Annotated in this window: 21 protein-coding genes; 12 read left to right on the plus strand and 9 right to left on the minus strand. The window is 75.1% G+C overall.

What is annotated here, in order from left to right:
- The first annotated feature begins 70 nt into the window (after positions 1–70).
- The 3 genes from KSE_RS42600 to KSE_RS43505 all read left to right on the plus strand — a co-directional run bounded on the left by KSE_RS42600 (position 71) and on the right by KSE_RS43505 (position 3,191).
- Positions 71–952 carry an aggregation-promoting factor C-terminal-like domain-containing protein gene (locus KSE_RS42600; protein WP_051055084.1) on the plus strand — a complete coding sequence of 294 codons (882 nt, stop codon included), beginning with the start codon at positions 71–73 and terminating at the stop codon, positions 950–952.
- A gap of 233 nt (positions 953–1,185) precedes the next feature.
- Complete coding sequence (locus KSE_RS01640) at positions 1,186–2,181, plus strand: glycosyltransferase family 2 protein (protein WP_014133510.1); 996 nt, start codon at positions 1,186–1,188, stop codon at positions 2,179–2,181.
- Positions 2,182–2,405: 224 nt separating this feature from the next.
- On the plus strand, positions 2,406–3,191 hold the full coding sequence (locus KSE_RS43505; RefSeq protein WP_051055085.1) for a hypothetical protein: 786 nt from the start codon (positions 2,406–2,408) through the stop codon (positions 3,189–3,191).
- 32 nt (positions 3,192–3,223) lie between these two features.
- Here the strand turns inward: KSE_RS43505 and KSE_RS01650 are convergent, their stop codons facing one another.
- A complete protein-coding gene (locus KSE_RS01650; protein WP_033258938.1) occupies positions 3,224–3,472 on the minus strand; it encodes a hypothetical protein in 249 nt (82 codons plus the stop codon).
- 113 nt (positions 3,473–3,585) lie between these two features.
- Here KSE_RS01650 and KSE_RS01655 point away from each other — a divergent pair, with 113 nt between their 5' ends.
- Positions 3,586–3,999, plus strand: coding sequence for a hypothetical protein (locus tag KSE_RS01655; protein ID WP_033258964.1), 414 nt, complete (start codon positions 3,586–3,588; stop codon positions 3,997–3,999).
- Between the two features lie 169 nt (positions 4,000–4,168).
- Here KSE_RS01655 and KSE_RS01660 read toward each other — a convergent pair whose 3' ends face one another.
- Positions 4,169–4,870 carry an NAD(P)-dependent oxidoreductase gene (locus KSE_RS01660; protein WP_014133514.1) on the minus strand — a complete coding sequence of 234 codons (702 nt, stop codon included), beginning with the start codon at positions 4,868–4,870 and terminating at the stop codon, positions 4,169–4,171.
- A 133-nt stretch (positions 4,871–5,003) separates the two neighbouring features.
- On the opposite strand from KSE_RS01660, the gene KSE_RS01665 reads away from it, so the two are divergent.
- Positions 5,004–5,714: a TetR/AcrR family transcriptional regulator gene (locus tag KSE_RS01665; RefSeq protein ID WP_014133515.1), complete on the plus strand. Its 711-nt coding sequence runs from the start codon at positions 5,004–5,006 to the stop codon at positions 5,712–5,714.
- A 211-nt stretch (positions 5,715–5,925) separates the two neighbouring features.
- On the opposite strand, the gene KSE_RS01670 is transcribed toward KSE_RS01665, so the two are convergent.
- Positions 5,926–6,453, minus strand: a complete 528-nt coding sequence (locus KSE_RS01670) for a GNAT family N-acetyltransferase (protein WP_014133516.1) — start codon at positions 6,451–6,453, stop codon at positions 5,926–5,928.
- 176 nt (positions 6,454–6,629) lie between these two features.
- On the opposite strand from KSE_RS01670, the gene KSE_RS01675 reads away from it, so the two are divergent.
- The gene (locus KSE_RS01675; RefSeq protein ID WP_014133517.1) at positions 6,630–9,548 is read left to right on the plus strand and encodes an FAD-binding and (Fe-S)-binding domain-containing protein; all 2,919 of its coding nucleotides are present in this window, start codon (positions 6,630–6,632) and stop codon (positions 9,546–9,548) included.
- Here KSE_RS01675 and KSE_RS01680 read toward each other — a convergent pair.
- Positions 9,533–10,531, minus strand: a complete 999-nt coding sequence (locus KSE_RS01680) for a Gfo/Idh/MocA family protein (RefSeq protein WP_014133518.1) — start codon at positions 10,529–10,531, stop codon at positions 9,533–9,535. The genes KSE_RS01675 and KSE_RS01680 overlap by 16 nt on opposite strands.
- Before the next feature lie 135 nt (positions 10,532–10,666).
- Entirely contained in the window at positions 10,667–11,767 is a 1,101-nt protein-coding gene (locus KSE_RS01685; protein ID WP_014133519.1) for a PP2C family protein-serine/threonine phosphatase, read from the minus strand.
- 105 nt (positions 11,768–11,872) lie between these two features.
- Here KSE_RS01685 and KSE_RS01690 point away from each other — a divergent pair, with 105 nt between their 5' ends.
- Positions 11,873–12,388, plus strand: coding sequence for a PaaI family thioesterase (locus KSE_RS01690; RefSeq protein ID WP_014133520.1), 516 nt, complete (start codon positions 11,873–11,875; stop codon positions 12,386–12,388).
- A 32-nt stretch (positions 12,389–12,420) separates the two neighbouring features.
- Here KSE_RS01690 and KSE_RS01695 read toward each other — a convergent pair whose 3' ends face one another.
- On the minus strand, positions 12,421–12,843 hold the full coding sequence (locus KSE_RS01695; RefSeq protein ID WP_014133521.1) for a CBS domain-containing protein: 423 nt from the start codon (positions 12,841–12,843) through the stop codon (positions 12,421–12,423).
- Positions 12,844–12,954: 111 nt separating this feature from the next.
- Positions 12,955–13,872, minus strand: a complete 918-nt coding sequence (locus tag KSE_RS01700) for a slipin family protein (RefSeq protein WP_081539291.1) — start codon at positions 13,870–13,872, stop codon at positions 12,955–12,957.
- Positions 13,873–14,007: 135 nt separating this feature from the next.
- Here KSE_RS01700 and KSE_RS01705 point away from each other — a divergent pair, with 135 nt between their 5' ends.
- Positions 14,008–14,817, plus strand: coding sequence for a uracil-DNA glycosylase (locus KSE_RS01705; protein ID WP_014133523.1), 810 nt, complete (start codon positions 14,008–14,010; stop codon positions 14,815–14,817).
- A gap of 5 nt (positions 14,818–14,822) precedes the next feature.
- Here the strand turns inward: KSE_RS01705 and KSE_RS01710 are convergent, their stop codons facing one another.
- A complete protein-coding gene (locus KSE_RS01710) occupies positions 14,823–15,680 on the minus strand; it encodes a CHAD domain-containing protein (protein WP_014133524.1) in 858 nt (285 codons plus the stop codon).
- Positions 15,681–15,810: 130 nt separating this feature from the next.
- Between KSE_RS01710 and KSE_RS01715 the strand changes: the two genes are divergently transcribed.
- The 4 genes from KSE_RS01715 (at position 15,811) to KSE_RS01730 (ending at position 19,205) form a co-directional block, all read left to right on the plus strand.
- Positions 15,811–16,494 (plus strand): MBL fold metallo-hydrolase, encoded by a 684-nt coding sequence (locus tag KSE_RS01715; protein ID WP_014133525.1) that lies wholly within the window; start codon positions 15,811–15,813, stop codon positions 16,492–16,494.
- A 288-nt stretch (positions 16,495–16,782) separates the two neighbouring features.
- Complete coding sequence (locus KSE_RS01720; RefSeq protein WP_014133526.1) at positions 16,783–17,004, plus strand: hypothetical protein; 222 nt, start codon at positions 16,783–16,785, stop codon at positions 17,002–17,004.
- Positions 17,005–17,149: 145 nt separating this feature from the next.
- Positions 17,150–18,547 (plus strand): cytochrome P450, encoded by a 1,398-nt coding sequence (locus KSE_RS01725; protein ID WP_014133527.1) that lies wholly within the window; start codon positions 17,150–17,152, stop codon positions 18,545–18,547.
- A gap of 154 nt (positions 18,548–18,701) precedes the next feature.
- The gene (locus tag KSE_RS01730; protein ID WP_014133528.1) at positions 18,702–19,205 is read left to right on the plus strand and encodes a hypothetical protein; all 504 of its coding nucleotides are present in this window, start codon (positions 18,702–18,704) and stop codon (positions 19,203–19,205) included.
- A 236-nt stretch (positions 19,206–19,441) separates the two neighbouring features.
- Here the strand turns inward: KSE_RS01730 and KSE_RS01735 are convergent, their stop codons facing one another.
- Positions 19,442–20,164 carry a TetR/AcrR family transcriptional regulator gene (locus KSE_RS01735; RefSeq protein WP_014133529.1) on the minus strand — a complete coding sequence of 241 codons (723 nt, stop codon included), beginning with the start codon at positions 20,162–20,164 and terminating at the stop codon, positions 19,442–19,444.
- Positions 20,165–20,236: the final 72 nt, after the last annotated feature.

The following is a 20,236-nucleotide window of genomic DNA, read 5'->3' on the forward strand; positions in this document are numbered from 1 at the left end:
GCCCCGCGCCCCGGTCGGCGGCCACCGTGTCCACCCGGCCGTCCGGCCCCCCGCGCGAGGAGAGGTCGCCGTGCAGCACCGCAGGACCCTGACCCTTTCGGAGAAGCTCCGCCGCCACCGGACCGCCCTGGTCACGGGCATCGCCACCTTCGCGGTCGCCGGCACCGCCACGCTGGCGCTCGCACTGCCGCAGAACACCGGCGCGGCCGCCACCGCCACCACCGCGGACCCGACCCTGGCGGGCGGCCCGCGACTCTCCGCGGACGCCGCCACCGCCGCCCAGTCCGCCACCGCCTCCGCCGCCGACCGGGCTGCGGCCGAGGCCAGCGCGGCCGCCGCGTCCGAGGCGGCCGCCTCCGCCTCCGCACAGGCCGAGGCCGAGGCCAGCGCGGCGGCTGCCGCCTCTGCCTCCGCTTCCGCGCAGGCGCAGGCCCAGGCCGATGCGGAGGCGGAGGCGGAAGCCAGCGCATCCGCGTCCGCGTCGGCCTCGGCCTCGGCCGCCGCCGCGAAGGCCAAGGCGTCGGCCGAGGCGAAGGCCCGGGCGTCGGCGTCGGCCTCGGCGGCGTCCCGCGCGCAGCAGCGTCCGTCGCTGTCGGCGACCCCGTCCGCGTCCGCGTCCCCGTTCGCATCGGCGTCGGCGTCGGCGTCGGGTTCGTCGTCCTCCAGCGGTACGCCGCAGCAGATCGCGGCGCAGATCGTGCCGGCCGGCCAGTTGTCGTGCTTCTCGAACATCGTGGAGCGGGAGAGCAGTTGGAACGTGCACGCGACGAACGCGTCCTCGGGGGCGTACGGGCTGATGCAGGCGCTGCCGGGTTCGAAGATGGCGTCGGTGGGCGCGGACTGGCGGGACAACCCGGTGACGCAGATCAAGTGGGGCCTGCAGTACATGAACGAGACGTACGGCAGCCCGTGCGCGGCGTGGTCGTTCTGGCAGTCGCACAACTGGTACTGACCGGTTCCCGTGGGGAGGTTCGCACGGTGTCTTCGCAGCTCCACCACCGTGCGAACATCTGATGATACGTCAGCAAGTCACGGCGTTCCGTCCCCTATCCGGACATTTCCGCGCATAGTCATGTCCGTTCGGTGAAGATTCTGCGAACGTCCCGTGGCTGATGTCCGGTATCACCGCTTTGGTGCGGCTTCAGACCTTTGCCTGAGGCTGTCCCCGCCCCTAGCCTCCCGGCCATGGCCCCACCACTGATCACCGTCGTGCTGCCCGCTTACGACGAACAAGGACAACTGAAGGAATGTCTCGACTCGCTGCTCGGGCAGACCTTCCGCGAGTTCGAGATCATCGTGGTGCAGACCCCGTCCGAGCACTCCCCGGAGCGGCTGGTCGAGGCGTACGAACTGCGCGACGCCCGGGTGCGGGTCCTGCGCCTGGAGGCCGAGACCGGCATCGGCCGGGCCCGGATGGCCGGGGCGGCGCACGCCCGCGGTGAGTACCTGCTGTTCCTGGACGCCGACCACCTGCTGCCGGAGGACGCGTTCGAGGCGATGGACGCGCGGCTCGCCGAGACCGGCGAGGTCGACGTGCTGCTGTTCGGCCACAACCGGGAGCACCGGGGCAAGCTCTGGCCCGGCAACGCCGCCGAACTGCTGGCCGCCGTCGGACCCGACGTGTTCTCCCCCGCCGAACGCCCCGAACTGTTCGGCGCCCCGCCGCTCGCCTGGGACCGGCTGATGCGCAGCGGGACGATCCCGACCTTCCCGGACGGCTTCTACGAGGAGGTCTCGGCGGTGCACCGCTCCCTGCTGGCCGCCACCCGGGTCGCCGTGCTGGAGCGCGAGTGCGTGACCATCCGGCGCCGCCACACCCTGCACCCGGCGGGCAGCGAGGGCGCCACCCACTTCGACGTGTTCGAGCGCTACGAGAGCACCTTCGAACTGCTCGACGCCCAGCCCACCGAGGCCGAACCGGTCACCGACACGGTGCGGCCGCACCTGTTCACCAGGATGATCCGGCACTACCTGTTCGTCTTCGACCTGCCGGGGTGCCTGACCCGCACCGAGCGCCCGCAGTTCTTCCAGCGCGCCGCCGAGCACTACAAGCGCTTCCTGCCGAACGGGTACCGGCGCCCGGAGGGCCGCGAGGGCATCAAGTTCTCGCTGCTGGCCTCGAATTCGTACGCCACCTTCGAGGTCGCCAAGTTCTCCCGGCTGGCGGGCGGGCGCCGCTGAGCGGCCGCCTGGCAGGGCAGAGTAGGGCCGGGTAGGACCGAACGCGCCGCCACGCCCGGCCTGTTCGCCACGCCGCCCGCCACACCGTCCGCCGGCGTCTGACGCACCGTCCGTCCGGCCCGGGGGGTAGAGTCCGTCAGCGCGGACAGCGGAGTCCGCCCGCGCCCCGCAGGACCGCGCCCAGTTCCGTGCACGCACCACCGGACCGGAAGGCGAACTCCCCGATGTCCTCCCCCGCTTCCCCGTCAGCGGCCCCGACGCCGGACCCGGCCGCGGACCCGTCGAGCACCGACGCGTCCGCGACCGCCGGCGAGCCGACCCCCGGTTCGGCCGCCCAACTGCCGCCCCAGCAACAGCTTTCCGGCTGGACGCTGCTGCTGCTCGGTGCGCTGCTGCTGGCCGAGGCGTTCATCTGCATGGCCGTCCTGATCAGCGTCTGGACTCCGCTCACCACGCTGACCGCCGAACACGCCCCGACCGGCGACCCGATGGCGTGGACGGTGCTCGGCCTCGGCCCCTGGCACCTGACCTCCAACACCGCGATGCTGCTGGCCGTCCTCGCCGCCAGCGGCCTCGGCAGCTTCGTGCACGCCGCCACCTCCTTCGCCACCTACGCCGGCAACCGCCAACTGCTGCCCAGCTGGCTGCCCTGGTACCTGCTGCGCACCGCGATCGGCGGCGCGCTCGCCCTGCTGGTCTACTTCCTGCTGCGCGGCGGCCTGTTCGCCAACGGCACCGACGGCACCGCCACCAACCCGTACGGCTTCGCCGGGATCGCCGGACTGTGCGGACTGTTCTCCAAGCAGGCCACCGACAAGCTCCGCGAGGTCTTCGACACCGTCCTGACCACCAAGGACGGCGCGGGCGACGACGAACGCGACGACAAGATCCAGCCCGTCGCCCCGACTGCCCCCGCCCCGGCGGCCGCCCCACTCCCCCGGCCGGAGCCCGCGGACCCGGCCCAGCTGGTGATCCCGCAGCAGCCCTCCACCGCCCCCGACGGCACCTGAAGCCCCCGCGAGACGTCCCTCCCCGGCCGGGGCTACCCCTGCGGGGCCGCGGTGACGTCTCCGTACCACCGGTCGGGCCGCTCGGACGCGCTCCAGTCGACCGTCAGCGGCCGGCCCGCGGTCTCCTCGGCCAGCCGGTGGCAGGCGTCCTGCGCGACGGCGGGCCCGGCGGTGGGCGCGACTCCGGCGAGGCCGCCGCAGGCGATGCCGACCTGCCCCGCGAAGAAGATCGAGAACCGCCAGCGGTCGGGGGTCCGGTAGAGCACGAGGCCCTCGGGCATGTCGAGGGCGCGCCCGGGCCGTTGCTTCTTCCTCGCCGTCCGGGCAGGGTACCGGCACCCCGGTCGCCGAAAACCGCGTGCGCGGCGGCCGCGCCGTCTGCCAGGCTCGGCGCATGCCCGCCCGCAACAGGCTGCTGCCCCGGAACAGGTCGTGGCCGCTCACCGCGACCGACGTCCGCACCGCCCTCGGCGACCCGATGATGGACGGCGTGATCCTCTCGTTCCACGAACACCCCTCCGAGAGCCGGGTGTTGCTCTCCGCCACCTGGAACCGCACGGTCCGCTCGAACTACGCGTACGGCGAGACCCCCGACTGGTGGGGCAAGGTGCTGGTCGGCGTCGGCAACCTCCCCAGCGCCGAGCGGGCCGCGGCCCGGGAGCTGCTGCGCGAGCAGGCGCTCCCGGCCCTCCGGGAGTGGACCGCCGAGGCCCTCCGCCGGGCGGACGAGCCCTGGGCGCTGCGCACCCGCCAGCGCCACTGGTCGGTGCTGGACGGCCGGGTGGTGCACTGCGACGAACCGGCCTGATACTCCGCTGCGACTTCGTGATCCGTCCGCTCGAAGGGTTGGCGATTCGCTGCCGGTAGTGGCGGATCTCCGGGACGGTCAGGTCGATCGGGTCAGCGCGGTGGGCGCTCCGGACCGGGGCGTTGCGGGCGGTCCGATCCGGCCTGCGGACAGCGGGTCAGCAGCCGAGTCAGTAGCCGGCGGTGAACCGGCGTTGGACGAAGCGAGGCAGTTCCGCCTCGTCCACCAGGGCGACCGCGGCGTCCTCCGCCGAGATCCGGCTCAGGCCGTCGGCGTCGGTCACGGGCTGGTCGCCGCCGATGCGGAAGCGGCCGGTGCGCTCGCCGGGGGCGATCTGCTCGGCGGGGCTGAAGTAGGTCCAGAGCCGGTTCGAGGCGCGCAGGACGTTCAGCGCCTCTCGGTGGCCGCGTACGGCGGCGGCGTACTGGCGGGGCAGGCCGAGTTCGTCGAGCGACGCGTGGATGAGGTCTTCGTGGTCGGCGCGGACGACACCCGGCTCGATCTCCAGGCTGCCGGCGCCGCCGATGACGATCAGCCGGGTGCGGGGGTGGCTCTCCAGGGCCTTGAGCAGGGCCCGGGCAGCTGCCGCGTAGACGGTCGGGTCCGCGATCGAGCGCTGGACGGTGTCCGCGAAGTCCTTCGCCGCGTTCCCGGGCTGGAAGCCGCTGATCAGGACGTCCAGGCCAGGCAGGACGGCGGCGATGCTCGCGGCGTCCAGCACGTCGACGCTCTCCCAGTCGAGGTTCTCCCGCCGGTCGGTGATCGCGGAGGCGTCCCGGCTGAACGCCGTGACGCGGTGTCCGCGCCCCAGGGCCTCGGTGACGACCCGGCTGCCGATGGTGCCGGTGGCTCCGATGACGCCGATGTGCATGGTTCTCCCCTTGATTCATGCCGTGGTCATGCCGAACGGTGGCGCGACAGCGCTCTGCTGCACACCGTACGAAAACTATACGGCGTGAAGTTCGCGTACGGCAATCAATGCCGTGACGCTGTAAAGTGACCCCGTGGCAGGCACCCGAAGCACCGGACGACGCGAGCGACTGCGGGCCGAGACGACCGCCGAGATCAAGCGCACAGCACTGGAGTTGATGGGCTCGGGCGGCCCCGACGCGATCACCCTGCGGGCGATCGCCCGCGAGATGGGCATGACCGCCAACGCCATCTACGGCTACTTCGCCACCCGCGACGACCTGGTCACCGCCCTCATCGCGGACGTCTACACCGCGCTCGCCGACGCCGTCGACGCCGCCTGGGCCGCCTCCGCGCAGGACGCCCCGGCGCAGCGGATACAGACCTGGGCACACGCCTTCCGCGACTGGACGCTGGCCAACCCCGAGGGCTTCCGGCTGATCTACGGCGACCCCGTCCCCGGCTACCAGGCCCCGGCCGGCGGCGCCGCGCCGGACGCCGCCCGGCGGGTCTGCGTCGGCATCGCCGCACTGGCGGACACGGCCTGGGGCAGCGCCGAACGGTCGCACGGGGACGGCGACTTCGGCTGGGACGACTTCGACCCCGGCCTGCTCGACAAGGTCCGCCCGGCGTTCCCCGCGCTACCGCCGGCCGGGGTGGCCCTGGCGCTGCGGATCTGGGGGCACCTGCACGGCCTGGTCGCACTGGAGGTCTACGGCCACCTGCGCGCCCAGACGCTCTCGCCCGACAAGCTCTTCCACGCCGAACTCACCCAGTTGGTCAGGTCGTTGGGTCTCGACGCCTAGCACTCCAACACGACCTCGCGACCTCGCGCCGGAACCGGGCCGGGCCGGGCCGGGCCGGAACAGCAACGGCCACCGCGCGGTCATCAGGGGGTGCGCGGACTGCGGACACCACCAGGCCACCGCCCGCCGCAGCCACCCCACCGGCAACGACTCGCCGACTCCTCAAGCGGATGGATCACCACGTCACACCGGAGTACTCACCGGGCGCCGGCTACTCGGCGAGGATCCGTTCCCACAGCAGCGAGTCCTGCCAGGCGCCGTCGAGCAGGATCGCGGAGTGCGCGACGCCGTACGGGGTGAACCCGTTGCGGCGCAGCACCCGTTGGGACGGCAGGTTCTCCAGGTGGGTGGACGCCTCGGCCCGGTGCAGGCCGAGGTCGTCCGTCATCAGGCGCAGCAGCAGGGCGAGCGCGCGGCCGGCGTGGCCGCGCTGCTGGGCGGTGGTGGCGATCCAGTAGCCGACGGTGGCGCGGCGCAGGTGCGGCTGCGGCAGGATCCCGCTGACGGTGGCCTGCCCGACCACCTCGCCGTCCGCGAGCACCACCGCCGGCCAGGCCGTCCCGGCCCGGTGGCCGGCCAGCAGCCGGTCGATCCGGGCGGCCTGCCCCTCGGGGGTCAGCAGCGCGGCCGACTGGGCCGGCTCCCAGCGGCGGAAGGCCGCGGCGTCCCGGGCCCGGTGCGCGGCGATCGGGGCGGCGTCGGCGGGTTCGATCAGGCGGATGCGGGTCTCGGCGGGCACGCGGGCGGCTCCTCGTTCTGCGTGGCGGTCGGCGCTCGTCGACGCGTTCGGTCGGAACGGCGGCGGGCGACGGGCGGTCAGGCGGCGGCGTTCGCGCACGGGTGTTCGGGCATGTCGGAGAGCATTCCACACGCCGTCCGGCGCGCCGGGGCGCCCCCGGCTGGGATGATCGGGGCATGGCTTCCGATCTCGCCCGTGCCCTCGCTGCCGCCGTCCGTGGGGAGGTGCGGTTCGACACCGCTGAGCGTGCCGTGTACGGGCAGGACGCGTCGAACTACCGGCAGGTGCCGCGCGGGGTGGTGAAGCCGGCGGATCGGGGGGACGTGCGGGAGGCGTTGCGGGTGTGCCGGGAGTTCGGAGTGCCGGTGGTGGCGCGGGGGTCGGGGACGAGCATCGGCGGGCAGGCGATCGGGCCGGGGGCGGTGGTGTTGGACTTCCGGCGGCATTTCGGGCGGGTGCTGGAGGTGGATCCGGAGCGGCGGACCGCCCGGGTCGAGCCGGGCGCGGTGTTGGACGAACTGCAGCGGGCGGCGCGGCCGTTCGGGTTGCGGTTCGGTCCCGATCCGTCGACCCACAGCCGGTGCACGGTCGGCGGGATGATCGGCAACGACGCCTGCGGCTCGCACTCGCTCGCCTGGGGCCGGACCTCCGACAACGTACACGGTCTCGACCTGCTGCTGGCCGACGGCACCGAACTGTCCGTCACCGGCCCGCTGCCGCCCGCCGAGCGGGCCGCGCTGGCCGCCGCCCCGGGCCGGGTGGGCCGGCTGCACCGGGAGTTGCAGGCGCTGGCCGCGGACAACCTGGCGCTGCTGCGCCGGGCGATGCCGGTGCTGCCCCGGCGCGGTTCGGGCTACCCGCTGGACGCGCTGCTGCCCGAGCGCGGGTACGACCTGGTGCGGGCGGTCACCGGCACCGAGGGGACGTGCGCGCTGGTGCTGGGCGCGACGGTGCGGCTGGTGCCCGAGCCGGCCGTCCGGGCGCTGGTGGTGGCGGGCTATCCGGACGAGACGGCGGCGGCGGACGCGGTGCCGGCGCTGCTCCCGCTGGCGCCGCTGACCTGCGAGGGGATGGCGGCGGACCTGGTGGCGGCGCTGCTGGCCTCCGGTCCGCGTCCGCCGGTGCTGGACCGGCTGCCGGACGGCGCGTGCTGGCTGTTCCTGGAGGTCGGCGGTCCGACGGCGGCCGAAGCGGCCGACCGGGCGCGGGAGTTGGCGGCGGCAGTGCGGCGGGAGCGGTCGGCGGCGGTGGCCCTGGTGACCGATCCGGGCGAGCAGCGGGCGTTGTGGGCGATCCGGGAGGCGGGCGCGGGGATCGTCACCCGGCTGCCGCCGGGGCCGGACGGGCGGCCGGGCGGCGCGGCCTGGCCGGGTTGGGAGGACTCGGCCGTCCCGGTCAATCAACTCGGTTCGTACTTGCGGCAGTTGCGGATGCTGCTGAAGCGGCACGGGCTGCGCGGGGTGCCGTTCGGGCATTTCGGCGAGGGCTGCGTGCACCTGCGGCTGGACTTCCCGTTGCGCGAACGCCCGTCCGCGTTCCGGGAGTTCATGCTGGAGGCGGCGGACCTGGTGGTGGCGCACGGGGGTTCGCTGTCCGGCGAGCACGGCGACGGGCAGGCCCGGGGCGAGCTGCTGCCCCGGATGTTCCCGCCGGAGGTGATCGACCTGTTCGCCCGGTTCAAGCGGATCTGGGACCCGGACGGCCTGCTCAACCCGGGCCTGCTGGTCGACCCGCGCCCGCTGGACGCCGATCTGCGGTTCCCCGGGCGGGAGTTGCCGCTCGCCCTGGCCTACCCGGAGGACGGTGGCAGTCTGCTGTCGGCGGTGCACCGCTGCGTGGGTGTCGGCACGTGCGTGGACACCTCGTCGGGGGTGATGTGCCCGAGCTACATGGTGACCGGGGAGGAGCGGCACTCGACCCGGGGCCGGGCCCGGCTGCTCGGCGAGATGCTGCGCGGCGAGCTGGTCGCCGACGGCTGGCGCTCGCCCGAGGTGCGCGAGGCGCTCGACCTCTGCCTGGGCTGCAAGGGCTGCGCGAGCGACTGCCCGGTGCACGTGGACATGGCGACCTACCGGTCCGAATTCCTGTACCACCACTACCGGTTCCGGCCGCGCCCGGCCGCGCACCTGTCGTTCGGCTGGCTGCCGCTGTGGCTGCGCCTGGCGCACCTGGCGCCGCGCGCGGCCAACGCGGCGCTGCGCGGCCGGTTCAGCGCGCCGGTGCTGAAGCGGCTCGGCGGGATCGATCCGCGGCGCGCGCTGCCCGCACTGCCGGAGCGCCGGTTCACCGCCTGGTTCCGCGCCCACCGGGCCGCGAACCAGGTTCCGGCCGGCACGGGTGCGGGTCCGGGCACGGGCCCGGACGCCCCGGCGGTGCTGCTGTGGCCGGACTCGATGTCCGAACTGCTCGACCCGGCGCCGGCCAGGGCCGCCGTCCTGGTGCTGGAGCGGCTCGGCTTCCGGGTGCTGCTGCCGTCCGGGCCGGTGTGCTGCGGGCTGACCCTGATCGCCAGCGGCCAGCTCGGCCTGGCCCGCCGGGTGGCCGCCCGCTCGGCCCGGACGCTGGGCGAACTCCCGCCCGGGCTACCGGTGGTGGGCCTGGAGCCGTCCTGCACCGCGACCCTGCGCTCGGACTGGCCCCGGCTGCTCCCCGACGGCGCGGGCGAACTGCCGTCCCGGGTCCGCACGCTGGCCGAGTTCCTGGACGAACAGGACGTCGAGCTACCTGAGTTGACCGGCCGGGCGATGACCCAGGTGCACTGTCACCAGCACGCCGTCCTGGGCACCGGTGCCGACCGGCGGATCACCGGCCGGCTCGGCCTGGACAACCGCGAACTGGACGCCGGCTGCTGCGGACTGGCGGGCGCGTTCGGCTTCGAGCGGGGCCACTGGGAGGTGTCGGTGGCCGCCGCCGAGCGCGCCCTGCTGCCGGCCGTCCGGGCCGCCGACCCCGGGACGCTGCTGCTCGCCGACGGCCTGAGCTGCCGGACCCAGCTCACCCAACTTGAGCCGTCGGCCCGGCCGTCGCACCTGGCGGAGGTGCTGCTGCGGGCCTTCGAGCAGGCGGAGGAGCCGCCCGGTCACTCGCCCGGGTAACGCACCCCGATCCGTTCCCGGACGGCGTCCAGGGTGCGCATCACGGAGAGCGTGGAGTCCAGCGGGACGAGCGGCGACTCGGTCTCGCCGGCCCGCAGGCAGCGCATCACCTCGGCGGCCTCCAGGCCGTAGCCGTGGCCGGTCTTCACGGGGGCGGTGAAGACCTCCGGTTCGGCGCCGTCGCGGTGCAGGGTGAACCCGGCGGGGTGGAAGAAGTCCCGGTCGATCTCGATCCGGCCGGTGCTGCCCTGGACGGCGGCCCGCTGGCCGCACTGCACGTCGAGCGAGCAGGAGAGCAGCGCGGTCGCGCCGCCCGGGTGGCCGAGCAGGATGCCGGTGTTGGCGTCCACCCCGAGGTCGGTCAGCCGGGCCCAGGCCTGCACCGACTCCGGTGCGCCGAGCAGCAGGTGGGCGAACGCGACCGGGTAGACCCCGAGGTCGAGCAGCGCGCCGCCGCCGGCCGCCGGGTCCCACAGCCGGTGGGTCGGGTCCTCCGCCGTGGCGAAGCCGAACTCGGCCTGCACGGAGCGCACTTCACCGATGGCGCCGTCCGCGACCAGGGCGGCGATCCGCCGCACGGTCGGGTCGAGGTACGTCCACATCGCCTCCATCAGGAAGACCTCGCGCTTGCGGGCCAGCGCGACCAGCTCGGCCGCCTCCGCGGCGTTGAGCGTGAACGGCTTCTCGCACAGCACCGCCTTTCCGGCCTCCAGCAGCAGCGCGGCCGCCCGGTGGTGCGCGGAGTGCGGCGTCGCCACGTACACCACGTCCACCTCGGGGTCGGCCGCCAGTTCCTGCCAACTGCCGTACGCGCGCGGGAGGCCGTGCCGGTCGGCGAAGGCCCGGGCGGAGTCCTCGCGCCGGGAGGCGACGGCGAGCGCCTCGGCGCCGGGGACGGCCGCCAGGTCCTCGACGAAGGAGGTGGCGATGCCGCCGGTGGCGAGGACGCCCCAGCGGATCGGGCGGTCGGTGATCGGCTGCACGGGCGTGCTCCTCCGGTCCGGGGGCGACTGCGGGCGGGGCCAGCCTATCCAGCGCCCCACCTGCGGGAACAGCCCCCGCCGGGAAGCCGGGAAGCCGGGAAGCCGGGGAGCAGGACAGCCGGGGAGCGGGGGTGTTCAGCGCGGGCGGGTGACGGCGATCAGCGCGGCGTCGTCCGACAGGTGGCCGCCGACGTGGTCGAGCAGGTCCCGGCGGAGGGCGTCGAGCAGGACGTCGGGGGTGTCGGCGGGCAGCGCGGCGGCGCGCTCGGCCAGCGGGTAGAAGGCGTCGGCGGCGTCGCGGGCCTCGGTGACGCCGTCGGTGTGCAGGAGCAGGGTGGCGCCGGGCGGGAAGTCGAACTCCTCGGTGCGGCGGTCGACCGGGCCCAGCGCGCTCATGCCGAGCGGCGGGGCGGTGCGGCGCAGCGGCAGCGGGTGGGCGCCGGTCGGGGTGAGCAGCAGCGGCGGGGGGTGACCGCAGTCGGCGACGCGGGCGGTGGAGCGGTCGTCGGGGAGGTCGAGGACGAGGGCGGTGACGAAGTTCTCCTGGACGTCCTGTCCGCTGTCGGCGAGTTCGGCGAGGTGGCGGCGGTAGGACGTTTCGAGGGCGTCGGCGAGTTCGGCGGGGTCGTCGTGCCGGTGGGCGAGTTCGCGGAACGCGCCGAGCAGCGCGGCGGCGTCGCCGACGGCGGGCAGGCCCTTGCCCCGGACGTCGCCGATCAGCAGCCGGGTGGCGTGCGGGGTGCGGACGGCCGCGTACAGGTCGCCGCCGACGTGGGCCTCGTCCTCGGCGGCGAGGTAGCGGGTGGCGATCCGCAGCGGCCCGGCGTGGTCGGGCAGCGGCCGCATCAGGACGTGCTGGACGGCGTCGGAGACGGTCCGGACCCGGGTGAGTTCGCGGCCGTGCCGCTCGTGGATCCGGGTGTAGGCGACGATGACGCCGGTGACGACCGCGAGCGCGGCCAGCTGGGCCTGGTGGTTGGGGGTGAACAGGCCGCCGTGCAGGACGGCGATGACGGCCTGGGCGGTCAGCGCGAGGACGCCGATCAGCACGGTCAGCCGGGTGCCCGCGAAGGAGGGGGTGATCGCGGGGGCGACCACCAGCAGCGGGCCCAGGTGGATGTTCGGCGAGATCGAGATGTCGATCGCGGAGATCAGCACGATCAGGCCGAGCGGCAGCAGCACCATCAGGTGTCCGGTGCGCCACTCGCTCAGCAGGCCGGCCAGTCTCCGCCGCACTCCCACCTCACCACCATGCACCGTGCGCGCCACCGCCACGACCCGTCGCACGCTGCGTGTGCGGGCCATGGCGCTGCGTGATCGGCGCGCCCTACCATCGGCGGCATGACCAGCACCGGCACCGGCACCCGCGCCCCCGAACCGTCCGAGCCCTCCGAGCCCGCGCAGCCCAGCGCGCCCGTCGAACTGACCGCGTCCGCCGAGCCGTCCGGGCTCAGTCCCGCCGAGGGGGACGCGATCCTCGCCGAGTACGTCGCGCCCTGGGTCCGCGAGCTGGGCCTGACCGTGCTGGAGACCGGCGGGCGCCACGCGGTGCTCCGGCTGCCCTGGTCGGACCGGCTGGCCCGGGAGGGCGGCGGGCTGTGCGGGCAGGCGATGGCGGCGGCCGACACCGCGACCGTGATCGCGGTGTCGGCGGCGCTCGGCGGTTTCGCGCCGATGACCACCGTCCAGCTGTCGACCACCTTCCAGCGTCCGGCCCGGGGCACCGACCTGCTGGTGACCGCCCGGCTGACCAAGCTGGGGCGCCGGATGGCGTTCGCCGACATCACGCTGGCCACCCCGGACGCGCCGGACGACCCGGTCGCGCACGCGACCACCGTCTACGCGTTCCCCGGCTGAAACCGGGGGCCGCGCGCGGCTCAGCGCGCGGCTCAGCGCGCGGTGATCGTGGTGACGAACTCGGCGAGGCGGTCCTGGGAGAGGCCGCGGGCGATGTCGGCCTCGCTGATCATGCCGACCAGCTTGTGGTCGGGGTGGTTGATCACCGGCAGGCGGCGCACCCGGTGCTCCTCCATGAGCGCGAGGACGAGTTCCGCCTCCTCGTCCTCCTCGATCACCATCGGGCGTCCGACGGCGAGTTCGCGGCAGCGGACGGCGGCGGGGTCGCGGCCCTCGGCGACGCACTTGAGGACGATGTCGCGGTCGGTGAGGATGCCGAGCAGCTGCTGCCCGTCGCCGCAGATCGGCAGCGCGCCGACGCCGCGGTCGCGCATGATCCGGGCGGCTTCGGCGAGGGTCTGCTCGCCGGTGACGCACTCCGCTCCGGGGTGCATGATCTCTTTCGCGGTGGTCATGGCCGGACCTCCCGGGATGGCTGGCGCACGGCGGACCCGTGCACGGTACGTCCGTCCCTCCCATGCTCGCCCCGGGCCGGGGTGGGGCGCCACCGCTGGCGGGGCGGCCGGTCAGGCCGCGTGCGGCGGTGCGACCCGCAACGGGCCCGGGCCGGCGGTGAGTTCGACCGGGAGTTCCAACTGCTCGACGCCCCGGGCGTCCTCGTCCGACCCCGCTTCCGGCCCCGGCTGCGACCCCGGCACCGGTTCGATCCGGGCCGCCTGCGCGGTGGCGCGGTCGGTGGCGCTCTCCAGGAAGCGCAGCAGTTCCACCGGGAACGGCAGCACCAGGGTGGAGTTCTTCTCCGCGGCGACCTCCACCACCGTCTGCAGCAGCCGCAGTTGGAGCGCGGCGGGGGTCGCGGACATCACCTTCGCGGCCTCCGAGAGCCGGGCGGACGCCTGGAACTCGCCGTCCGCGGTGATGATCCGGGCCCGCCGCTCCCGGTCGGCCTCGGCCTGCCGGGCCATCGAGCGCTTCATCGACTCGGGCAGCGCGACGTCCTTGATCTCGACCCGGTCGATCTGGATGCCCCAGCCCAGCGCCGGGCTGTCCAGCATCAGTTCGAGCCCCTGGTTGATCGGCTCCCGGTTGGCCAGCAGGTCGTCCAGCTCGCTCTTGCCGATGATCGACCGCAGCGAGGTCTGCGCGACCTGCGACATCGCGAAGCCGTAGTCCTGGACGTTGACGATCGCCTTCACCGGGTCGACCACCTTGAAGTACACCACCGCGTCCACCCGGACGGTCACGTTGTCCCGGGTGATGCCCTCCTGGGCGGGGATCGGCATGGTGATGATCTGCACGTTCACCCGCCGCAGCCGGTCCGCCACCGGCAGGATCCGGGCCAGCCCGGGGCCGCGCACCCCGTCCAGCACCCGGCCGAACCGGAACACCACCCCGCGCTGGGTCTGCTGCACCAGCCGCACGCTCAGCCCGGCGTACACCGCCAGCAGCACCAGCAGCGCGACCAACGCGTCGACCACGATCATCGCCGTCACCTCGACCCGCCTCGACCGGCCTCGACCCGCCCGGTGTCCGGACCGCGCCCGGACCCGTGCCTCCACCCTCCACGCTACTCCGCGGCCTCCCGGCCCGGACCGGTCACCGACCGTAGGATTCCGCCCATGGAACCGCCCGCTCCGCCCGCCCTGCCCACTCGGCCCGACCCCAACGACCCCAACGACCCCAACGACCCCGGGTACCCCGCCGCCCTCGCGCCGCGCACCCGGGACCTCGCCGCACTGGACGCGCTGGTGGTCGACTGCCGGGCCTGCCCGCGGCTGGTGGCCTGGCGCGAGGAGACCGCGCTGACCAAGCGCCGGGCGTTCCGCGAGCAGGAGTACTGGGCCCGGCCGATCCCCGGCTTCGGTCCGCACGACGCCCGGCTGGTGCTGGTCGGCCTCGCCCCCGCCGCGCACGGCGGCAACCGCACCGGCCGGATCTTCACCGGTGACCCGTCCGGCGACCTGCTGTACGCCTCGCTGCACCGGCTCGGGCTGGCGAACCGGCCCGAGTCGCACTGGCGCGACGACGGCCTGCGGCTGCGCGGCGTCCGGATCACCGACCCGGTGCGCTGCGCGCCGCCGGAGAACAAGCCCAGCAACACCGAACGCGACACCTGCCGGCCGTGGATCGTCCGCGAGTTCGAGCAACTGCGGCCCACGGTACGGGCGGTGGTCGCCCTCGGCGGCTTCGCCTGGCAGGCCGCGCTGCCGGTGCTGGCGGCCGCGGGCTGGCGGGTGCCCCGCCCGAAGCCGGTCTTCGGGCACGGCGCGCACGCGGTCCTCCCGGCCGCGGACGGCGGCGCCGAACTGCACCTGTACGGCTGCTTCCACGTCAGCCCGCGCAACACCTACACCGGGCGGCTCACCCCGGCGATGGTCGACGACCTGCTCCGCACGGCGGCGACGGCGGCGGGGCTGGAGCCGAGCTGACAGGCTCAGCGGAGCTTCCCGGGCCGGCGGGCGGCCTGCTCCCAGATCTGCGGCAACAGCTCGCGGGCGAAGGCGAGTTCGGCGCTCTGCCGGCCGTAGAGCGCGCCGTAGCCGAAGCCGCCGTCGGAGAGGGCGCGGAGGGTGTCGCGGGCGACGGCGGCGTCCTGGTGGCGGCCGAGGACGTCCTGGAGGGCTTTCATCCGGCGGGTGAAGGCGCGGGCGGGGCGGCCGGCCGTCTCGCCGGCGTAGCGGGCGCGCTTGGCGGCCTTGCGGGCGTCGTGCAGGGCGTGTTCGAGCGCGGGTCCGGCGGGGGCGTGCCGGGCGGCGGCGAGGCGTTCGGCGGTGCGGCGGTGCTCGCGGCGCAGGACCCGGGTGAGTTCGGGCCCGGCGGGGCGTTGGGCGCGGCGGTTGAGCGGCGGGTCGGCGGCGAGCGCGGCGAGGGTGGCGAGCAGGCGGCGGAAGCGTTCGTCGTCGAGGGCGGCGAGGACCCGGGGGCGGGCGTCGCGGGTCTCGCGGGCGCTCCAGGCGGTGAGTTCGGCGAGGACGCGGTCGCGGTCGGTGCCGGGCGGGAGTTCGCGGGCGTGGGCGAGCAGGCGGGGGCCGAGCACTTCGGCGTCGCGGGCGGGGCCGAGGGCGCGGCCGAGGCGGCGCAGTTCGTCCTCGGTGGCGGTGTGGTCGCCGCGCAGGTGGCGGCGGTGGGTGCGGAGGGTGGAGCGCAGGCGGCGGGCGGCGACCCGCATCCGGTGGACGGCGTCGGGGCGGCCGGCGCGGACGTCGGGTTCGAGGGCGGCGAGTTCGGCGGTCTGGGCGCGCAGGCGGGCGGTGATCAGGTCTCCCGCGGTGCCTTGGATCCGGTGGGCCACGTCGTCACGTCCTTCCGTGCTGTCCAAGGGTAGGCCGCTCGCGAACGTCCCGGGCGGCGCGGCGCGCCGGGTGTCTGCCGTGGGCTAATCGGGGGGACGGCGGGCGGGGCGGGCGCGCAGACTGGTCGGCATGGATGTCATCGAGGTGCTGCCGGGTCTGCGGATGCTGGTGCTTCCGGTCGGCGCGGCCTACCTGTGGTCGGACGGGCGGGAGTTGACGCTGGTGGACAGCGGGGCGGTGGGGACGGAGGAGCGGGTCGCGGAGCTGGTGGAGTCGGTGCCGGGCGGGGAGTTGGCGCGGATCGTGCTGACCCACTGGCACGAGGACCACACCGGCGGCGCGGCCCGGCTGGCGGCGCGCTTCGGCGGTGTGCCAGTGGTGGCGCACCGGCTGGAGGCGCCGGTGATCCGGGGCGAGGCGGTGGGGGCGCCGCCGGTGCTGGAGGAGTTCGAGCGGCCGATCCGGGCCTCGGTGCCGGCCCTGCCGCCCGCGCCGCCGTGCCCGGTGGACGTCGAGGTGGTGGACGGGGACGTGCTGCCGTTCGGCGGCGGGGCCCGGGTGCTGGGGGTGCCGGGGCACACGGACGGTTCGCTGGCGCTGCACCTGCCGGGCCCGGACCTGCTGTTCACGGGCGACGCGGTGGCGAACGTCGGCCGGGCGATGCTGGGCGTGTTCAACACCGACCGGGCGCGGGCGGTGGAGTCGCTGCACCGGCTGGCCGGAGTCGGCGCCGCGAACGCGGTGTTCGGGCACGGGACGCCGCTGGTGGGGGACGCGGCGGCGGCACTGCGGGCGGCCGCGGCGGAGTACTGACGCCCGTTCGGCCGCCGTAAACATATGGTCTGGACCATTGGCCGATTCTGGCGGATCATCGGGCAGCCGCAGGAAGGGTGCGACGCGGAGGACCCCGAGCGGAGAACGCCCCTTCGTCGACGCACGCCACCGGGCCGCCCGGTCCGCATCCCCCGCATCCGGCGGCTTCCGGCCCAATTGGTCTCTACCATTGCCGCCCCGGCCCGAGGTGAAGGAAGCTGCTCCCCGGGCACCGGACCATCACGACCGGAGCCCCTCCCACCGGAACTGGAAGGCGACAACCCACCCATGCGCAAAGCCATTTCGGCCCTCGGCCTGACCGGCCTGCTGACCGCCGCCGCCCTGCTGGCCGCCCCGACCGCCCAGGCGTCCGGCTTCGTCTACGTCGGCATGTACCCGAGCGGCGCCGCCTGCGAGGCGGCCGGCAAGGCGTACGTGGCCCGGGGCGAGACCGTCAACTACTTCTGCGACGTCGCCCCGAACACCGCCCGCCTGTCCATCTGGGCCTGATCCCGGCCGGGCGCGGCGTCAATCCGGTGCCGCGCCCGCCACCCGGCGAACATCCGCACCCGCCGCCGGTACCCGCAACGGGCACCGAACCCCGCGCCGCCGCACGGTGGTTCGGGCCCGACCCGTCCGCCCGTACGGTGGCGGGATGTCGCAGACCGCCGCCGTCCCCGCCGTCCCCGCTTTCACCGCCGCGACCGCACCCGGTGCCCTGCCGCTGCTCGGGCACGGGCACCGACTGCTGAGCGGGCCGGTCGACTTCCTGTCCTCGCTGCACGCGCACGGCGACCTGGTGGCGGTCCGGCTGGGGCCGACGACGGCCCAGGTGCCCTGCCACCCGGCGCTGCTGGCAAGGGTGTTGGGCGACGACCGGCTCTTCGACAAGGGCGGGGTGTTCTACGACCGGGCCCGCGACGTGGCCGGCAACGGGCTGGTCACCTGCCCGTACGGGGACCACCGGAGGCAGCGGCGACTGGTCCAATCGGCCTTCCGGCGCTCGCAGTTGGCGCACTACGCGGGAGCCGCGCAGGCCGAGGTGGACGCCGCCGCGGCCGACTGGCGGCCCGGCCTGGTGGTCGACGCGTTCCCGCTGTTCTACGGCATCGCGCTGCGCACGCTGGCCCGGACGCTCTACTCGACCGCGATCAGCGCCGAGTTGGCGGCCGGCGTGGAACGCTCCTTCGACACCGTGCTGAACGGGCTGTTCCGGCAGATGTTCCTGCCCGCGCCGGTCCGCCGCCTGCCGCTGCCCGCCAACCTGCGCTACCGCCGCTCGCTGGCCTACCTGCACGCCGCCACCCGGCAGTTGATCACCTCGTACCGGAGCGAACGAGGCGACCGGGGCGACCGGACTCCCGGGGACGAGGGCGCCACCGACCTGCTCTCGGCGCTGCTGGACGCCGTCGACGAGGAGGGCGGCGGGTCGGGGCTGAGCGACGCCGAGGTGCACGACCAGGTGATCACGCTGCTCGCGGCCGGGACGGAGACCGTCGCCGCCACCCTGACCTGGGCGCTGTGGCGGCTGTCGCTGCACCCGGCGGCGGCCGAGCAGGTCCGGGCCGAGCTGGCCGGGGTGCTGCCCGGCGGGCGGCCGCCGACCCCGGAGGACCTGCCGCGGCTGGCGGCCGTCGACCGGGTGCTGTCGGAGACGCTGCGGCTGCACCCGCCGGGCTGGCTGTTCACCCGGCTGACCACCGCGCCGACCGAGCTCGCCGGCCGCGAACTCCCGCCCGGCACCACGCTGGTGTTCTCCCCGGCGGCGGTCTCCCGGCACCCGGCCGCGTACGACTCCCCCGCCGTCTTCGACCCGGACCGCTGGCGCCCGGAGCGGGTCACCCCGGCCGCCCGGCAGGCGTTCCTGCCGTTCGGCACCGGGGCCCGCAAGTGCGTCGGCGACCTGTTCGCCCGGACCGAGTGCGCCGTCGCCCTGGCCACCCTGCTGTCCCGCTGGCGGTTCACCCCGGAGCCGGACGCCGACCTGCGCCCCGTCCCGCTGGCGACGGTGCTGCGCCCGCGGCGGCTCCGGCTGCGGGTCGCCGAACGCTGAACGGGCGCCCGGCGCCCGCGCGTTCGGACCTGCGGCTCGCGGCTCGCGGATCTGAGTGCGGATACTCATGCCGCCGCCGCTCCCCGTGCGGCAGACTCGGCCGCCGGACCGCGTGCGCGCGGGGGCGCGCGGGGCACGGAGAGGACGTGGGTCGGTGGGGGCGATCTGGGGAGCCGTCCGGGAGCCGGGCCGGTGGCGGGCGGCGGGCGGGTCGCGCGCGGGGCGGGCGGCGGCGGTGGGGGCCGGCCTCGGGCTCTGCTGGATCGCGCTGACCCTGGTGGATTGGAACGACCTGCTGCCCTGCGACCACCAGGCGGAGTGGGACTGCCTGGGGGTGGGCCTGCTGTTCCTCGGGCTGGTCGCCCTGGTGAGCCTGCTGGCGAGCTGGCTGGCGCTGCGGCTGGCGGGCGTCCGCCCGGCCTGGTGGGTCGTCGCGGTGGCCGTCCTGCTCTCCCGGCCCGCCACCGTGCTGGGGTTCGACCTGCTCTCCTGGGGTCCCCCGTGGGCGGTGCTGCCGGTCGGCACAGCCGCGCTGTTCGCGCTCGCGGCCGCCCTGACCGCGCCGGGCCCACGTTTCCGGCGCTCGCGCACCGCCCTGCTGGCCGCCCTGCTGCTGGCCTGGCTGCTGGCCTGGTTCCTCGGCCGGTTCTCCTGGTGAGTCGGCCGCCGTCCCGGCCCTCAGTGGACTGTCGGCGTGCTGTCGGCGGGATGACAGCGGCCTGACGGCGGGCTCCCGCACGCTTTCGGGAGACGGGCGGCCGCAGACTCGGCGGCCGCCGCCACCCGGTCCCGAGGAGCCGCCGTGCACCCCCACCCCACCCCAACGCGGCCCGCACCGGACCAGCGGGACGGAGCAGCCCGCACCGGACCGGCCGAGTGCGCCGGACCGGCTGGCTAGGCCCGCCGCTCGACCTGGGCGCGCAGGCCGGACAGGGTCAGGTCGAGGGCCGCCAGGAACTGCTCCCTGTCGTCGTGCGCCTCGAACTCGTCGACGATGTCGTGCAGGAACGGGTACTCGCCCGCGTCCAGGTCGCGCCACGTCCGGGCGTAGCGGCCGAAGAACTCCGCGCGGTCGACCAGGCCGTCGGTCACCTCCTCCGGCGGCTCCTGTCCGCCCAGCTCGGCCGCCGCACTGGCGACGACGCCGAGGACGGCGGAGACCGCGTGGAAGCGCTGCAGCGGGGTGAGGTCGAGTCGGAGGGCGGGGCGGCCGAGTTCCTCGTACAGCCGGAGCGAGTTGCCGGGGAGGTCCAGGCCGCGCATGAAGCGCGCGCCCAGCCACGGGCGGTCGACGACGGCGTCGTAGAGGGTGACGGCGGTCGCCCGCAGGTCGTCGACCGGGTCGGCGGCGGGCGGGCGTTTCGCGGCCTCGGCCAGCACGCCGCCGAGCACGTGGTCGACGGCGCGGTCCAGCAGGTCGTCCCGGCTCGACACGTACCAGTAGATGCTGCCGACGCCGGTGCCGAGCCGGCCGGCCAGGGCCCGGAGGGTCAGGGCGCGCTCGCCGGCCTCGTCCAGGAGGGCCACGGCAGCGGTGAGGACGGCATCGATCGAGTGCGAGGCGCGGCGGCGCTCGCGGTCGGGGCGGTCGGCGGGTCGTGATCGCGGACGTGTCATGACTCGCATCCAATCACCTTTGCATGACTATCGAACCTCGTTCTATTCTAGAACGCAGTTCGATAAAGCACG

Origin of the sequence: Kitasatospora setae KM-6054 (assembly GCF_000269985.1) — a bacterium.
GTDB lineage: Bacteria > Actinomycetota > Actinomycetes > Streptomycetales > Streptomycetaceae > Kitasatospora > Kitasatospora setae.

Coding starts and splice junctions, on each gene's coding strand:
- KSE_RS01715 (WP_014133525.1), top strand. CDS start 15,811: ATGGATGTCATCGAGGTGCTGCCGGGTCTGCGGATGCTGGTGCTTCCG.
- KSE_RS01720 (WP_014133526.1), top strand. CDS start 16,783: ATGCGCAAAGCCATTTCGGCCCTCGGCCTGACCGGCCTGCTGACCGCC.
- KSE_RS01655 (WP_033258964.1), top strand. CDS start 3,586: ATGCCCGCCCGCAACAGGCTGCTGCCCCGGAACAGGTCGTGGCCGCTC.
- KSE_RS01735 (WP_014133529.1), bottom strand. CDS start 20,164: ATGACACGTCCGCGATCACGACCCGCCGACCGCCCCGACCGCGAGCGC.
- KSE_RS43505 (WP_051055085.1), top strand. CDS start 2,406: ATGTCCTCCCCCGCTTCCCCGTCAGCGGCCCCGACGCCGGACCCGGCC.
- KSE_RS01705 (WP_014133523.1), top strand. CDS start 14,008: ATGGAACCGCCCGCTCCGCCCGCCCTGCCCACTCGGCCCGACCCCAAC.
- KSE_RS01660 (WP_014133514.1), bottom strand. CDS start 4,870: ATGCACATCGGCGTCATCGGAGCCACCGGCACCATCGGCAGCCGGGTC.
- KSE_RS01725 (WP_014133527.1), top strand. CDS start 17,150: ATGTCGCAGACCGCCGCCGTCCCCGCCGTCCCCGCTTTCACCGCCGCG.
- KSE_RS01695 (WP_014133521.1), bottom strand. CDS start 12,843: ATGACCACCGCGAAAGAGATCATGCACCCCGGAGCGGAGTGCGTCACC.
- KSE_RS01700 (WP_081539291.1), bottom strand. CDS start 13,872: ATGATCGTGGTCGACGCGTTGGTCGCGCTGCTGGTGCTGCTGGCGGTG.
- KSE_RS01675 (WP_014133517.1), top strand. CDS start 6,630: ATGGCTTCCGATCTCGCCCGTGCCCTCGCTGCCGCCGTCCGTGGGGAG.
- KSE_RS01650 (WP_033258938.1), bottom strand. CDS start 3,472: ATGCCCGAGGGCCTCGTGCTCTACCGGACCCCCGACCGCTGGCGGTTC.
- KSE_RS01640 (WP_014133510.1), top strand. CDS start 1,186: ATGGCCCCACCACTGATCACCGTCGTGCTGCCCGCTTACGACGAACAA.
- KSE_RS01690 (WP_014133520.1), top strand. CDS start 11,873: ATGACCAGCACCGGCACCGGCACCCGCGCCCCCGAACCGTCCGAGCCC.